This window comes from Stutzerimonas chloritidismutans, from assembly GCF_020783375.1.
Classification (GTDB): domain Bacteria; phylum Pseudomonadota; class Gammaproteobacteria; order Pseudomonadales; family Pseudomonadaceae; genus Stutzerimonas; species Stutzerimonas kunmingensis.
The window spans coordinates 83949-96871 of record NZ_CP086067.1 but is presented as its reverse complement, the minus strand read 5'-3'; the positions used below and the strand labels follow the sequence as shown (position 1 = coordinate 96871).

At 68.3% G+C, this 12923-nt stretch carries 16 protein-coding genes; 13 read left to right on the top strand and 3 right to left on the bottom strand.

Features of this window, described 5'->3' with window-relative positions:
* Positions 1–2: 2 nt before the first annotated feature.
* Positions 3–767 (bottom strand): SDR family oxidoreductase, encoded by a 765-nt coding sequence (locus tag LLJ08_RS00490; RefSeq protein ID WP_042925826.1) that lies wholly within the window; start codon positions 765–767, stop codon positions 3–5.
* A 264-nt stretch (positions 768–1031) separates the two neighbouring features.
* On the opposite strand from LLJ08_RS00490, the gene phnC reads away from it, so the two are divergent.
* The 13 genes from phnC (at position 1032) to phnP (ending at position 11607) form a co-directional block, all read left to right on the top strand.
* Complete coding sequence (gene phnC / locus LLJ08_RS00485) at positions 1032–1862, top strand: phosphonate ABC transporter ATP-binding protein (RefSeq protein ID WP_014818580.1); 831 nt, start codon at positions 1032–1034, stop codon at positions 1860–1862.
* A gap of 47 nt (positions 1863–1909) precedes the next feature.
* The gene (phnD, locus tag LLJ08_RS00480) at positions 1910–2914 is read left to right on the top strand and encodes a phosphonate ABC transporter substrate-binding protein (RefSeq protein WP_228207939.1); all 1005 of its coding nucleotides are present in this window, start codon (positions 1910–1912) and stop codon (positions 2912–2914) included.
* A gap of 62 nt (positions 2915–2976) precedes the next feature.
* Positions 2977–3771: a phosphonate ABC transporter, permease protein PhnE gene (phnE, locus tag LLJ08_RS00475; protein WP_003303859.1), complete on the top strand. Its 795-nt coding sequence runs from the start codon at positions 2977–2979 to the stop codon at positions 3769–3771.
* A 34-nt stretch (positions 3772–3805) separates the two neighbouring features.
* Entirely contained in the window at positions 3806–4513 is a 708-nt protein-coding gene (phnF, locus tag LLJ08_RS00470) for a phosphonate metabolism transcriptional regulator PhnF (protein WP_228207938.1), read from the top strand.
* 11 nt (positions 4514–4524) lie between these two features.
* Complete coding sequence (phnG, locus tag LLJ08_RS00465; protein WP_228207937.1) at positions 4525–4971, top strand: phosphonate C-P lyase system protein PhnG; 447 nt, start codon at positions 4525–4527, stop codon at positions 4969–4971.
* Positions 4971–5579 carry a phosphonate C-P lyase system protein PhnH gene (gene phnH / locus LLJ08_RS00460; RefSeq protein WP_228207936.1) on the top strand — a complete coding sequence of 203 codons (609 nt, stop codon included), beginning with the start codon at positions 4971–4973 and terminating at the stop codon, positions 5577–5579. Before phnG ends, phnH begins: the two co-directional genes overlap by 1 nt.
* Complete coding sequence (locus tag LLJ08_RS00455; RefSeq protein ID WP_228207935.1) at positions 5579–6688, top strand: carbon-phosphorus lyase complex subunit; 1110 nt, start codon at positions 5579–5581, stop codon at positions 6686–6688. The genes phnH and LLJ08_RS00455 overlap by 1 nt, the downstream gene beginning before the upstream one ends.
* Positions 6685–7554: an alpha-D-ribose 1-methylphosphonate 5-phosphate C-P-lyase PhnJ gene (locus tag LLJ08_RS00450; RefSeq protein WP_228207934.1), complete on the top strand. Its 870-nt coding sequence runs from the start codon at positions 6685–6687 to the stop codon at positions 7552–7554. Before LLJ08_RS00455 ends, LLJ08_RS00450 begins: the two co-directional genes overlap by 4 nt.
* Entirely contained in the window at positions 7551–8363 is an 813-nt protein-coding gene (gene phnK / locus LLJ08_RS00445; protein ID WP_041013863.1) for a phosphonate C-P lyase system protein PhnK, read from the top strand. The genes LLJ08_RS00450 and phnK overlap by 4 nt, the downstream gene beginning before the upstream one ends.
* 11 nt (positions 8364–8374) lie before the next feature.
* Positions 8375–9079 carry a phosphonate C-P lyase system protein PhnL gene (gene phnL, locus LLJ08_RS00440; protein WP_041013862.1) on the top strand — a complete coding sequence of 235 codons (705 nt, stop codon included), beginning with the start codon at positions 8375–8377 and terminating at the stop codon, positions 9077–9079.
* Positions 9069–10214: an alpha-D-ribose 1-methylphosphonate 5-triphosphate diphosphatase gene (locus tag LLJ08_RS00435; RefSeq protein WP_228207933.1), complete on the top strand. Its 1146-nt coding sequence runs from the start codon at positions 9069–9071 to the stop codon at positions 10212–10214. The genes phnL and LLJ08_RS00435 overlap by 11 nt, the downstream gene beginning before the upstream one ends.
* Positions 10215–10312: 98 nt before the next feature.
* Positions 10313–10867 carry a phosphonate metabolism protein/1,5-bisphosphokinase (PRPP-forming) PhnN gene (gene phnN, locus LLJ08_RS00430; protein WP_014818569.1) on the top strand — a complete coding sequence of 185 codons (555 nt, stop codon included), beginning with the start codon at positions 10313–10315 and terminating at the stop codon, positions 10865–10867.
* On the top strand, positions 10858–11607 hold the full coding sequence (gene phnP / locus LLJ08_RS00425; protein ID WP_014818568.1) for a phosphonate metabolism protein PhnP: 750 nt from the start codon (positions 10858–10860) through the stop codon (positions 11605–11607). Before phnN ends, phnP begins: the two co-directional genes overlap by 10 nt.
* A gap of 292 nt (positions 11608–11899) precedes the next feature.
* On the opposite strand, the gene LLJ08_RS00420 is transcribed toward phnP, so the two are convergent.
* On the bottom strand, positions 11900–12142 hold the full coding sequence (locus LLJ08_RS00420; RefSeq protein ID WP_015275114.1) for a hypothetical protein: 243 nt from the start codon (positions 12140–12142) through the stop codon (positions 11900–11902).
* 71 nt (positions 12143–12213) lie between these two features.
* A complete protein-coding gene (locus LLJ08_RS00415) occupies positions 12214–12642 on the bottom strand; it encodes a DNA methylase (protein WP_228207932.1) in 429 nt (142 codons plus the stop codon).
* Positions 12643–12923 lie beyond the last annotated feature (281 nt).

Below are 12923 nucleotides of genomic sequence, written 5' to 3'. Positions count from 1 at the left end.
GATTACTTGTCGCGATCGATATTGAACGGCGACCAGGCCTGGCGCGTCGGCATCACTTCCAGGCGGTTGATGTTGATGTGATCCGGCAGGGTGGCGACGTAGAAGATCTGCTCGGCGATGTCCTCGGCGGTCAGCGGCGTGGTGCCGCGGTACAGCCGGTCGCTGGCGTCCTGATCGCCCTTGGTGCGGACCAGGGTGAACTCGGTCTCGGCCATGCCCGGGGCGATGTCGGTGACGCGCACGCCGGTGCCGAGCAGGTCGCAGCGCAGGTTATAGCCGAACTGCTCGACGAAAGCCTTGGTCGCGCCGTAGACGTGGCCACCCGGATACGGCCAGTGGCCGGCCACCGAGCCGATGTTGACGATGCTGGCACCCTTGCCGGTGGCGATCAGCGTCGGCAGCAAGGCATGGGTGACGTTGACCAGGCCGGTGATGTTGGTATCGATCATGGTGTGCCAATCGGCCAGATCAACCTTTTGCGCGGGCTGCGGCGCCAGCGCCAGGCCGGCGTTGTTGACCAGGCAATCGATCTGACGGAACTCGGCGGGCAGCTGCTCGACCACCTCCGTCACCGCGCCGGCATGGCGCACGTCGAGGGTGGCGATATGCACCGGCACCTTCGCCGACAGCTCGCTCTGCAGCTCTTCCAGGCGCTCGCTGCGCCGCCCGGTGAGCACCAGCGCCCAGCCGGCCTCGGCGAAGCGGCGGGCAGTGGCGCGGCCAAAGCCGGAGGTGGCGCCGGTGATGAATACGATCTTCTGTTTCATGCTCTTCCTCTTTTCTGACAGGCCCGACCGTCGTGTAGGCGACGCGGCAGCTCGCTGACCAGCTTAGGGGCGCGCGCCGCGAAGGCAAAGCGCCGCGTGCGCTGATCGCGCGCCAGCCGGCCGCCGCTGCGCTGACCATCGAAACTTCACCGAATGGTCATCGCAGGTTCACGGACGCTTAGCGGGACTGCAACAGAGCCTGACTACCTTCTCGTCTAGACAAGTTGGCCGACCTCCCCGGCCGCGCAGACGAGAGGGCAAGACATGAATGCGGCTATTCGAGTCGAGCGACTGAACAAGACCTTCGCCGGCAAGCAGGCGCTGTTCGACCTGGGCCTGGCGATACAGCCGGGCGAGATGGTTGCGCTGATCGGCGCGTCCGGTTCCGGCAAGTCCACGCTGTTGCGCCACCTGGCCGGACTGGCCTGCTGCGACCGCTCCGCCGGCGGGCGCATCGAGGTGCTCGGCCGCGAGGTACAGGCCACCGGCCGTCTGCATGGCGAGGTGCGCCGCCTGCGCGCCGACATCGGCTACATCTTCCAGCAGTTCAACCTGGTCACCCGCCTCAGCGTGCTGGACAACGTCCTGCTCGGCTTTCTCGGCCGCATGCCGCGCTGGCGCGGATCGCTGGGCATGTTCAGCGACGAGCAGAAGCGCCAGGCCATGGCCGCACTGGAGCGCGTCGGCCTCGCCGAGCGCGCCGCGCAGCGCGCCTCGACGCTCTCCGGCGGCCAGCAGCAGCGGGTGGCGATCGCCCGTGCGCTGACCCAGCAGGCCGAGGTGATCCTCGCCGACGAACCCATCGCCTCGCTCGACCCGGAGTCGGCGCGCAAGGTCATGGAAATCCTCGCCGACATCAACCGCCAGGACGGCAAGACCGTGGTGGTGACCCTGCATCAGGTCGATTACGCCCTGCGCTACTGCTCCCGCGCCGTGGCGCTCAAGGGCGGGCGCATCCATTACGACGGCCCCTCGGCGGCGCTCAGCGACCGCCTGCTCAACGACCTCTACGGCGCCGATCTGGACGCCAGCCTGCTGTTCTCCGACCGCGCCCGCAATGCAGAGCCGCGGTCGTTGCAGCTGGTCAACGGCTGAGCCCCACGCCACCCGACAACCAACGCCACACCCAAGGAGTGACCTCCATGTTGAAACGCTTCAGTCGTGCTCTCGCCGCTTCCACGCTGCTGGCCGGTGCCCTCGCCGGCACCGCTCAAGCCGCCGAGACCATCACCTTCGGCATCATTTCCACCGAGTCCTCGCAGAACCTGCGCAGCGTCTGGGAACCCTTCCTCGCCGACATGAGCAAGCAGACCGGCTACGAGGTGAAGGCCTTCTTCGCCCCCGATTACGCCGGGGTCATCCAGGGCATGCGCTTCGACAAGGTCGATCTGGCCTGGTACGGCAACAAGTCGGCGATGGAAGCGGTGGATCGCGCCGGCGGCGAAATCTTCGCCCAGACCGTCGCGGCCAACGGCAGCCCGGGCTACTACAGCCATCTGATCGTGCACAAGGACAGCGCCCTGAACTCCGTCGAGGACGTGCTGAAGAACGCCAAGAGCCTGACCTTCGCCAACGGCGACCCGAACTCCACCTCCGGCTATCTGGTGCCCGGCTATTACGTGTTCGCCAAGAACAAGGTCGACGCCAGCCAGGCCTTCAAGCGCAGCCTCAACGGCAGCCACGAAGTGAACGCGCTGTCGGTGGCGAACAAGCAGGTCGATGTCGGCACCTTCAACAGCGAAGGCATGGAGCGCCTGGAGATCACCGCGCCGGACAAGGCCGCGCAACTGAAGATCGTCTGGACCTCGCCGCTGATCCCGGCCGACCCGCTGGTCTGGCGCAAGAACCTGAGCGACGAGCAGAAGAACAGGCTGCGCGAGTTCTTCATGAGCTACGGCGCCAAGCCGGCCGAGAAGGAAATTCTCGCCGCGCTGCAGTGGGCACCGTTCCGCGCCTCGGACAACGACCAGCTGCTGCCGATCCGCCAGCTGGAACTGTTCAAGAAGCGCAGCGAAGTCGCCGCCGACAGCAAGCTCTCCGACAGCGATCGCCAGGCGCAACTGCAGAGCATCGACCAGGAGCTGGCCAAGCTGGAGCAGCGCATGGCCGAGCGCGAGCAGAAGAACGCCGCCGCCAAGGCCAGCTGAGTAACGCCGGGCGTGGCGCTGCGGCGCCACGCCCCCGTCCGTGTCGTTTGTGAGAACCGAACATGACCACTCTGAGCACCACACCGCCACTGGCGGGCAACGACAAGCGCAGCTGGCTGCGCCTGCTCGGCTGGGGCCTGTGCCTGGCCGTGCTGGCCTGGTCCTGGCAAGGCGCGGAGATGAATCCGCTGCTACTGATCCGCGACAGCGCCAACATGGCGACCTTTGCCGCCGACTTCTTCCCGCCGGACTTCAGCAACTGGCAGCTGTACCTCAAGGAGATGGTCACCACGGTGCACATCGCCCTCTGGGGCACCCTGCTGGCGATCGTCTGCGCCATCCCGCTGGGCATTCTCAGCTCCGAGAACATCGTGCCCTGGTGGGTCTACCAGCCGGTGCGCCGGCTGATGGACGCCTGCCGGTCGATCAACGAGATGGTCTTCGCCATGCTCTTCGTCGTCGCCGTCGGCCTCGGCCCGTTCGCCGGCGTGCTGGCGCTGTGGATCAGCACCACCGGCGTGCTCGCCAAGCTGTTCGCCGAAGCGGTGGAAGCCATCGAGCCGGGCCCGGTGGAAGGCGTGCGTGCCACCGGCGCCAGTGCGCTGCAGGAAGTCATCTTCGGGGTGATTCCGCAGGTGCTGCCGCTGTGGATTTCCTACTCGCTGTACCGCTTCGAATCCAACGTGCGCTCGGCCACGGTGGTCGGCATGGTCGGCGCCGGTGGCATCGGCGTGATCCTCTGGGAAGCCATCCGCGGTTTCCAGTTCGGCCAGACCGCCGCCCTGCTGCTGATCATCATCGCCGTGGTGAGCCTGATCGACCTGCTCTCCCAGCGCCTGCGCAAGCTCTTCATCTGACGGAGCGAGGCGCTGTGCGCCTCTCGAAAACACCATGCAGTTGTCTAGACAACCCAGTGAACCGCTCTACCTCGAACTGGCCCAGGTGCTGCGTGGCGAGCTGCGCCACTACCGCATCGGCGACTTCCTCCCCGGCGAGATGCAGCTGGCGCGGCGCTTCGCGGTCAACCGCCACACCCTGCGCCGTGCCGTCGACGAGCTGGTCCAGGAAGGCCGCCTGCTGCGCCGCCAGGGCAAGGGCACCCAGGTGCTGCAGCGCCCGCTGGTGTATCCGCTGCAGGCCGACAGCGCCTACAGCGAATCGCTGGCCGCCCTCGGCTTGCGTACCGAGGCGCGCCTGCTCGCGCGCCGTCAGCTCAGCGCCAGCGCCGAGGAAGCGCGCCACCTGCAACTGGCCGAGGGCGCCGCGCTGATCGAGCTGAGCACCCTGCGCCTGCTCGACGGCGAGCCGGTCAGCCTGATCCGCCACCGCTACTGCGCCAGCCACGCCGAACGGCTCGCCGACTACCAGGGCGGTTCGCTGCGCCGCTACCTCGGCGAACGCGGCCTGCCGCTGACGCGCCGTTTCAGCCTGATCGGCGCACGCCTGGCCGATCGCGACGAGGCCGCACAGCTGCTGATGCCCCTGCGCATGCCGCTGCTGTCGGTATTCACCCTGTCCTGCGATGCCGCCGGGCGACCGGTGGAGATCGCCCTCTCGGCCAGCCGTTCCGACCGCTTCCAGTACCAGGTCGCCACCTGATGGAGAACCCCATGCACACCCGCGAACAATCCCCGCGCCAGCGCTGGATGGCCGTGCTGGCCCGCGCCAGCGCCACCGACCTGGCGCCTTTCGAGAGCGCCCTGCGCGACTGCGCCTACCAGCTGATCCGTCCCGCGGAAATCGGCATGACCCTGGTGCGCGGCCGCATGGGCGGCACCGGCGCGCCGTTCAACCTCGGCGAGATGAGCGTCACCCGCTGCGTGGTGCGCCTGGCCGACGGCAGCACCGGCTACAGCTACCGCGCCGGCCGCGACAAGCGCCAGGCCGAGCTCGCCGCGCTCGCCGACGCCCACCTGCAAGGCCCGCAACAGAGCCGCTGGCTCGCCGAGCTGATCGAACCGCTGGCCGCCGCGCAGGCCCGCCGCGCCGCGCAAAAGGCTGCCGAAACCGCCACTACCCGCGTGGAGTTCTTCACGCTGCTGCGAGGAGAAGACTGATGAATCGCGCCCCATCCGACCTGTTGCAGGCCGCCTTCGCCGACCCGGTGCTGGATGCACAGAAGAGCTTTCGCGCCGCGCTCAAGGCCCTGGCCGAGCCGGGCACGCGCCAGCCGCTGGTCAGCGTCGCCGCCATCGAGCCGCTGCAGGCCGCCGGCTACGCGCTGTGCCTGAGCCTGCTGGATAACGACACACCGCTGTGGCTGGCGCCGGCCTTCGACACCCCGGCGATCCGCGCCAACCTGGCCTTCCACTGCGGCTGTCCGATCGTCGAGGCACGCGAGGAGGCGATGTTCGCCCTGCTTGATGCCGCCGCCCTGGACGACCTCTCCGGCTTCTACGCCGGCAGCGAGCGCTACCCGGACCAGTCCTGCACGCTCTTGGTCCAGCTCGACCGTCTCGACCGCGGCCCGGCGCTGAGCTGGCAGGGCCCGGGCATCGACGGTAGCCGCCTGGTCGGTCTGCCGCTGAAGCCGGCGTTCTGGCAGCAGCGCGCCGCACGCAACGACTTCCCGCGCGGGCTGGACGCGCTGTTCTGCGCCGAAGGCGAAGTGCTCGGCCTGCCGCGCAGCACCCGCATCGGCGATTCGCTGCAGGAGGTGGCCTGATGTACGTCGCAGTCAAGGGTGGCGAACAGGCCATCGACAACGCCCACGCGCTGCTGGCGAAGAAGCGCCGCGGCGATACCGGCATCGCCGAACTCGGCGTCGAGCAGATCCGCCAGCAGCTGCCGCTCGCCGTGGCGCGGGTGATGAGCGAAGGCTCGCTGTATGACGAGGAGCTCGCCGCGCTGGCGATCAAGCAGGCCGCCGGCGATCTGGTCGAGGCGATCTTCCTCTTGCGCGCCTACCGCACCACGCTGCCGCGCTTCGCCGAAAGCCTGCCGCTGGACACCGGCGCCATGCAGCTCAGCCGGCGCATCTCGGCGACCTTCAAGGACGTGCCCGGCGGCCAGCTGCTCGGCCCGACCTTCGACTACACCCACCGCCTGCTCGATTTCGCCCTGCTCGCCGAAGGCCAACACCCCGGCCCGCCGATGGATGAAAACACCACGCTGAGCAACTGCCCGCGAGTACTCGGCCTGCTCGGCGAGGAAGGCCTGATGACGCCGGAAATCGACCGCGGCGAGCCGGTGCCGGACCTCACCCGCGAGCCGCTGGAGCTGCCCTGCAGCCGCGCCGAACGCCTGCAGGCACTGGCGCGCGGCGACGAGGGCTTTCTCCTGGCACTGGGCTATTCGACCCAGCGCGGCTACGGCCGCAACCACCCGTTCGCCGGCGAGATTCGCATCGGCACCGCCGAGGTCTGGATCGAGCCGCAGGAGCTGGGTTTCCCGGTCTGCCTCGGCGAGATCGAGCTGACCGAGTGCGAGATGGTCAACCAGTTCGTCGGCGAGAGCGCCGAGCAGGCGCAGTTCACCCGCGGCTACGGCCTGGCCTTCGGTTATGCCGAGCGCAAGGCGATGGGCATGGCGCTGGTCGACCGCGCGCTGCGTGCCGGCGAGTACGGCGAGGAGGTGCAGGGGCCGGCGCAGCAGGAGGAATTCGTCCTGATGCACTGCGACAACGTCGAGGCCGCCGGCTTCGTCTCGCACCTGAAACTGCCGCACTACGTCGACTTCCAGTCCGAGCTGGAGCTGATCCGCAAGCTGCGCCAGCCGCAGGCCGAGCCGACCGAAGCGCTCGCTGAAACGCCAGCGAAGGAGAAACGCGCATGAATGCCCAGGCCATTCCCGCCAGCGATGCGGGCTACAACTTCGCCTACCTCGACGAGCAGACCAAGCGCATGATCCGCCGCGCACTGCTCAAGGCGGTCGCCATTCCCGGTTATCAGGTGCCCTTCGGTGGCCGCGAGATGCCGCTGCCCTATGGTTGGGGCACCGGCGGCATGCAGCTGACCGCGGCCATTCTCGGCGCCGACGACGTGCTCAAGGTGATCGACCAGGGCGCCGACGACACCACCAACGCGGTGTCGATCCGCCGCTTCTTCGCCCGCACCGCCGGGGTCGCCACCACCGAACGCACACCCGCGGCGACGGTGATCCAGACTCGCCACCGCATCCCGGAAACCCCGCTCGCCGCCGGGCAGATCATGGTCTATCAGGTGCCGATCCCCGAGCCCTTGCGCTTCATCGAACCCTCGGAAACCGAGACGCGCACCATGCACGCGCTGGGCGACTACGGCGTGATGCACGTGAAGCTCTACGAGGACATCGCCACCTTCGGCCACATCGCCACCAGCTACGCCTACCCGGTGACGGTGGACGAGCGCTACGTAATGGACCCCTCGCCGATTCCCAAATTCGACAACCCCAAGCTGGACCGCAGCCCGGCGCTGATGCTGTTCGGCGCCGGCCGCGAGAAGCGCCTCTACGCCGTGCCGCCGTACACCCGCGTGGTCAGCCTGGATTTCGAGGATCACCCCTTCCAGATCCAGCAGTGGGAACAGTGCTGCGCCATCTGTGGCAGCGGCGATTCCTACCTCGACGAACTGATCGTCGACGACGCCGGCAGCAAGCAGTTCGTCTGCTCGGATACCGACTATTGCGCGCAGCGCGCCCAGCAACAGGAGAGCCACCCATGAGCGCCGCCGAACAACTGCTGCCCGCCACGAGCGTCGGCACCGAGCCGCTGTTCGCGGTGCGCGACCTGACCCGCCTGTACGGCCCGGACAAGGGCTGCCAGGGCGTTTCCTTCGACCTCTACCCCGGCGAAGTGCTGGGCATCGTCGGCGAGTCCGGCTCGGGCAAGTCCACCCTGCTCTCGCTGCTCTGCGGCCGCTGCCCGCCGGATCGCGGCAGCGTGCAGTACCGCGATGGTGCCGGCGACTGGCTCGACCTCTACGCCGCCAGCGAGGCCGAGCGGCGCACGCTGCTGCGCACCGAATGGGGCTTCGTCGAACAGAACCCGCGCGACGGCCTGCGCATGGGCGTTTCCGCCGGCGCCAACATCGGCGAGCGGCTGATGGCCCAGGGCGTCAGGCATTACGGTCAGCTGCGCGCCGCCGGGCTGGACTGGCTGCAACAGGTGGAGATCGACCCGGCGCGCATCGACGACCTGCCGCGGACCTTCTCCGGTGGCATGCAGCAGCGCCTGCAGATCGCCCGCAACCTGGTTTCCAGCCCGAAGCTGGTGTTCATGGACGAACCCACCGGCGGCCTCGATGTGTCGGTGCAGGCACGTCTGCTCGACCTCTTGCGCGGGCTGGTGCGCGAGCTGGACCTGGCGGTGGTGATCGTGACCCACGACCTCGCCGTGGCGCGCCTCCTGGCCGACCGGCTGATGGTGATGCGCCGTTCGCGGGTGGTGGAGTCCGGTCTGACCGACCAGATCCTCGACGACCCGCAGCATCCCTATACGCAGCTGCTGGTGTCCTCGGTGCTGCAGCCATGAAGGAATCCGCCATGAACACGCTGATCGAGGTCCGTGACCTCGCCAAGACCTTCACCCTGCACCAGCAGCACGGCGTCAGCCTGCAGGTGCTGCGCGGGCTGAACTTCACCGTCGCCGCCGGCGAGTGCCTGGTGCTGCACGGCCAGTCCGGCGCCGGCAAGTCGACCCTGCTGCGCACGCTGTACGGCAACTACCTGCCCGCCGGCGGCAGCATCCGTATCCGCCATGCCGGCGACTGGCTGGAGCTGGTCGGCGCCGAACCGCGCCAAGTACTCGCGGTGCGCCGGCAGACGCTGGGCTATGTCAGCCAGTTCCTGCGGGTGATCCCGCGGGTGCCGGCGCTGGAGGTGGTGATGGAACCGGCGCTGGCGCGCGGCTGGAGCCGTGCCGATGCCGAGGCGCGGGCCAAGGCGCTGCTGACCCGGCTGAATATTCCCGAGCGGCTCTGGCAGCTGGCCCCCGGCACCTTTTCCGGCGGCGAGCAGCAGCGCGTCAACCTCGCGCGCGGCTTCATGGTGAGCTGGCCGGTGATGCTGCTCGACGAACCCACCGCCTCGCTGGACGAAGCCAACGCCGCCGTGGTGCTGGAACTGATCGACGAAGCCAAGGCGGCCGGCAGCGCGCTGATCGGCATCTTCCACGACCGCGCGATCCGCGAGGCAGTCGCCGACCGTTACCTGGACATGACGCAGGAGGACCTGGCCCATGCCAGCTGAACAGATACTCAGCAACGCCCGACTGGTGCTGGCCGATCAGGTGTTCCACGGCAGCCTGCTGATCCGCGATGGCCTGATCGCCGACATCAGCGAAGGCGCCAGCAGCCTGCCGCAGGCCCAGGACCTGGGCGGCGATCTTCTGCTGCCGGGGCTGGTGGAACTGCACACCGACAACCTGGAAAAGCACATGAGCCCGCGTCCGGGCGTGGACTGGCCGTCCGCCTCGGCGGTGCTGACCCATGACGCACAGATCGTCGCCGCCGGCATCACTACGGTGTTCGATGCGCTGTCGATCGGCGATATCAATCCCAAGGGCAAGCGCATGCAGCAGCTCGGGGTGATGCTCGAGGCCATCGCCGAGGCCGAGGCGGCCGGGCAGACCCGCGCCGAACACCGCCTGCACCTGCGCTGCGAAGTCAGCCACCCGCAGTGCCTGGAGCTGTTCCGCGAGCTGGTCGAGCAGCCGCTGGTGCAGCTGGTCTCGGTGATGGATCACGCGCCGGGCCAGCGCCAGTTCGCGCGCATGGAGAAGTACCGCGAGTACTACATGGGCAAGTACCACCTGAGCCCGGCGGAGATGGATCATTTCGTCAGCGAGCAGCTGGCCAACTCGGCGCGGCACAGCGACCAGCAGCGCGCCGCCATCGTCGACATCTGCCGCAGCCGCGAACTGGCGCTGGCCAGCCACGACGATGCGACCCTGGAGCACGTTACCGAATCGGCGGACTACGGCATGGCCATCGCCGAATTCCCGACCACCTTCGAAGCCGCCGAGGCCAGCCACGCGCGCGGGCTGAAGGTGCTGATGGGCGCGCCGAACATCGTTCGCGGCGGCTCGCACTCGGGCAATATCGCCGCTGCCGATCTGGCCCGACGCGGCGTGCTGGACATCCTCTCCAGCGACTACTACCCGGCCAGCCTGCTGCAAGCCGCGCTGGGCCTGGCCGAGCAGGACAACGGCTACGACCTGCCGCGCGCCATCGCCACCATCAGCCTGGCGCCGGCACGCGCGGCCGGGCTGGATGATCGCGGCGAGATCGCCGTCGGGCTGCGCGCCGACCTGGTCCAGGCGCAGGTGCACAAGGGCCAGCCGGTGATCGGCCAGGTCTGGCGCCAGGGCCGGCGGGTGTTCTGATGGCGTATTTCGGCAAAGCTGACAAGGCGCCAGCGGGTAGCGCGGCTGGCTCTATACTGCCTGCCACCGCGCTGGCTTCGATGATCGGGAGTAACCCCATGCAAGGCCGTTTGATCTACCTGACCGGGCCATCCGGCGCCGGCAAGGACAGTCTGCTCGACGCCGCACGCGCAGCGCTCGCCGAGCGCGGCGTGCGCATCGCCCGGCGGGTCATCACCCGCTCGGCCGAGGCCATCGGTGAAGCCGCGCATTCGGTGAGCGCCGAGCAGTTCGAACGCATGGAGGCCGAGCAGGCCTTTGCCCTCAGCTGGCGCGCCAACGGGCTGGCCTATGGCATTCCGGCCGAAATCGACGCCTGGCTGGCGGCCGGCGAGGATGTGCTGGTCAATGGCTCGCGAGGTTATCTGCCCGAGGCGCGCAGGCGCTACCCGGATCTGCTGGCGGTGCTGCTGACCGTCGAACAGGACGTGCTGCGCGAGCGCCTGCTGACCCGCGGCCGGGAGACGCCCGAGCAGATCGAGGCGCGCCTGGCGCGCAACGCGCTGTTCAGCGGCGAGCTGGACGACTACATCCGCCTGGACAATTCCGCCTCGCTGGAGCGCAGCGTCGAGCGCCTGCTGCAGCTGCTCGACGAGCACCGCCAATGCGGCTGACCCTGCTCGGCACCGGCGGCGCCGCGCAGGTGCCGGTGTACAACTGCGCCTGTCCGGCCTGCCGTGCCGCGCAGCTCGACCCGAGTCGCCGCCGCCGTGCCTGCTCGGCGCTGGTGGACTGTGGCGGCCAGCGCTGGCTGCTCGACAGCGGCCTGCCGGACCTCTGCGAGCGCTTCGCCCCGGGCAGCTTCAGCGGCATCCTGCAGACCCATTACCACGCCGATCATGCCCAGGGCCTGCTGCAACTGCGCTGGGGCACCGGGCTGCACATTCCGGTGCTCGGCCCGGACGACGCAGAGGGCCTCGCCGACCTCTACAAACACCCCGGCATCCTCGATTTCAGCGAACCATTCGCCGCCTTCGAACAACGCATGCTCGGCACGCTGCGCGTCACCGCGCTGCCCCTGGTGCACTCGAAACCCACCTTCGGTTACCTGCTGGAAGGTCACAGCCGCTGCATCGCCTACCTCACCGACACCGTCGGCCTGCCGGACAGCACGCGCGAACTGCTGCAGGACACCGCGCTGGACGTGCTGGTGCTGGACTGCTCGACACCACCGCGCGATACGCCACCGCGTAACCACAACGACCTGACCCGCGCATTGCAGAGCATCGAGGAGCTGCAACCGGCGCAGGCCGTGCTGACCCATATCGGCCACGAGCTGGATGCCTGGTTCATGCAGGCGTCACGGGAACTGCCGGACAACGTATGCCTGGCATACGACGGGATGACGCTCTAGCGCTTAGGAGAGAAACCGAGCTTGCGGCTTCCATCGTCCAGCAGCGGACGAAACACCGAGCCGCCTGCTCGCAACGCCTGGAAAACGCTGCGCGGTCTTCCACCCTACGATGGCGATGGCGATGGCGATGGCGATGGCGATGGGATCGTAGGGTGGATAACGCGAAGCTTATCCACCATGGGTCCGTTGCATGGCGAAACGTCGGGCAGGGCCTCCGACGCGTGGAAAACGCTTCGCGGTTTTCCACCCTACGGCCATGAACCATGGAGCGGATTCCGGGCTGACGTCGGCTCTAACGCCCCGGCTGCGGACGGAAACCCGGCACGCTGCTCGGGCGGTCGACCCGCGCGGCCGGCATGCTGCAGTTGAGATCGCGGAAGGGCCGGCCGTCGAGCTGCTCCCAGCCTTCCCCTGGCGAGGTCTGGCGGCAAATGATGGTGCCGTCCAGCTTGCTCTGCCATTGGTAATAGGGCGCCGGCGCGGCGCTGGCGGCGATGGGCAGGAACAGACTGAGGGCGAGCAGGAAAATGCGCATGGCGGACTTCGGCGGTGCGATGGCGCCACTCTAACCCTTCGGCTGGCCTTGGCAAGCGCCGTCCGGCGCGCTCAGAACCAGACCCGCGCCGCCTCTCGCAGGAAGATTTCCACGGTCTTCGGCCCGACGCCCTCGAACGCCAGCAGCCGCTTCTCCACCCCGTCGCGCGTCTCACCGAGCTCACGCAGGCGACCCAGCCTACCGTCGTACTCGGTCAGCAGCTTGTCGCCGAGCTTCAGCAGGCGCGCGGCAGTGGACTCGTCGTAGCGCACGTAGCGCGCCTGGCCGAGCAGCTGGACCAACCCGCGCGGGCCACAGTCACGCAGCTTGCGCGGCGTGTCGAGCCGGTTGCGCTCCACCAGTACCCGGTACGCCTCGGCGGCGATGTCGCGCTGGATGCGCTTGCCGAACAGAAAGCTGGCGACGAACCACTTGAACAGCTCCGCCTCGCCGCGGGTCACGTCGATGCCCAGATCCTCTGCGCCTATTTCTGCAGTCATACCGCCTCCGCGTTCGCTCACTCATTCGAAGGCCGCGACGGACAGGGGTTCGCACAGCAATGAGCGGTTTTCCGCCCACACCCCGACAACAATAGGCGGATTCTTGCCGATGCCCCATCCAAGGATGCCGGCAAAGGCCGATCCAGAGCATCGCGACAGACTGGCACGGCTTCTGCTAATGGCAATGTGCTCGATGCGATTCCAACGACAAGAAGAGCTACCAGCGATATCCATCCTCCGGACTCTCCGGTGTCATCGCCCCTCTGCTTGTTCGTCTGGCG

Excerpts from the sequence above, each read along its gene's own strand:
- LLJ08_RS00435 (WP_228207933.1), top strand. The coding sequence starts at position 9,069 with ATGCCAGCTGAACAGATACTCAGCAACGCCCGACTGGTGCTGGCCGAT.
- LLJ08_RS00415 (WP_228207932.1), bottom strand. The coding sequence starts at position 12,642 with ATGACTGCAGAAATAGGCGCAGAGGATCTGGGCATCGACGTGACCCGC.
- phnN (WP_014818569.1), top strand. The coding sequence starts at position 10,313 with ATGCAAGGCCGTTTGATCTACCTGACCGGGCCATCCGGCGCCGGCAAG.
- phnF (WP_228207938.1), top strand. The coding sequence starts at position 3,806 with ATGCAGTTGTCTAGACAACCCAGTGAACCGCTCTACCTCGAACTGGCC.
- phnC (WP_014818580.1), top strand. The coding sequence starts at position 1,032 with ATGAATGCGGCTATTCGAGTCGAGCGACTGAACAAGACCTTCGCCGGC.
- phnP (WP_014818568.1), top strand. The coding sequence starts at position 10,858 with ATGCGGCTGACCCTGCTCGGCACCGGCGGCGCCGCGCAGGTGCCGGTG.
- phnL (WP_041013862.1), top strand. The coding sequence starts at position 8,375 with ATGAACACGCTGATCGAGGTCCGTGACCTCGCCAAGACCTTCACCCTG.
- phnE (WP_003303859.1), top strand. The coding sequence starts at position 2,977 with ATGACCACTCTGAGCACCACACCGCCACTGGCGGGCAACGACAAGCGC.
- LLJ08_RS00455 (WP_228207935.1), top strand. The coding sequence starts at position 5,579 with ATGTACGTCGCAGTCAAGGGTGGCGAACAGGCCATCGACAACGCCCAC.
- phnH (WP_228207936.1), top strand. The coding sequence starts at position 4,971 with ATGAATCGCGCCCCATCCGACCTGTTGCAGGCCGCCTTCGCCGACCCG.
- phnK (WP_041013863.1), top strand. The coding sequence starts at position 7,551 with ATGAGCGCCGCCGAACAACTGCTGCCCGCCACGAGCGTCGGCACCGAG.
- LLJ08_RS00450 (WP_228207934.1), top strand. The coding sequence starts at position 6,685 with ATGAATGCCCAGGCCATTCCCGCCAGCGATGCGGGCTACAACTTCGCC.
- phnG (WP_228207937.1), top strand. The coding sequence starts at position 4,525 with ATGCACACCCGCGAACAATCCCCGCGCCAGCGCTGGATGGCCGTGCTG.
- phnD (WP_228207939.1), top strand. The coding sequence starts at position 1,910 with ATGTTGAAACGCTTCAGTCGTGCTCTCGCCGCTTCCACGCTGCTGGCC.
- LLJ08_RS00420 (WP_015275114.1), bottom strand. The coding sequence starts at position 12,142 with ATGCGCATTTTCCTGCTCGCCCTCAGTCTGTTCCTGCCCATCGCCGCC.
- LLJ08_RS00490 (WP_042925826.1), bottom strand. The coding sequence starts at position 767 with ATGAAACAGAAGATCGTATTCATCACCGGCGCCACCTCCGGCTTTGGC.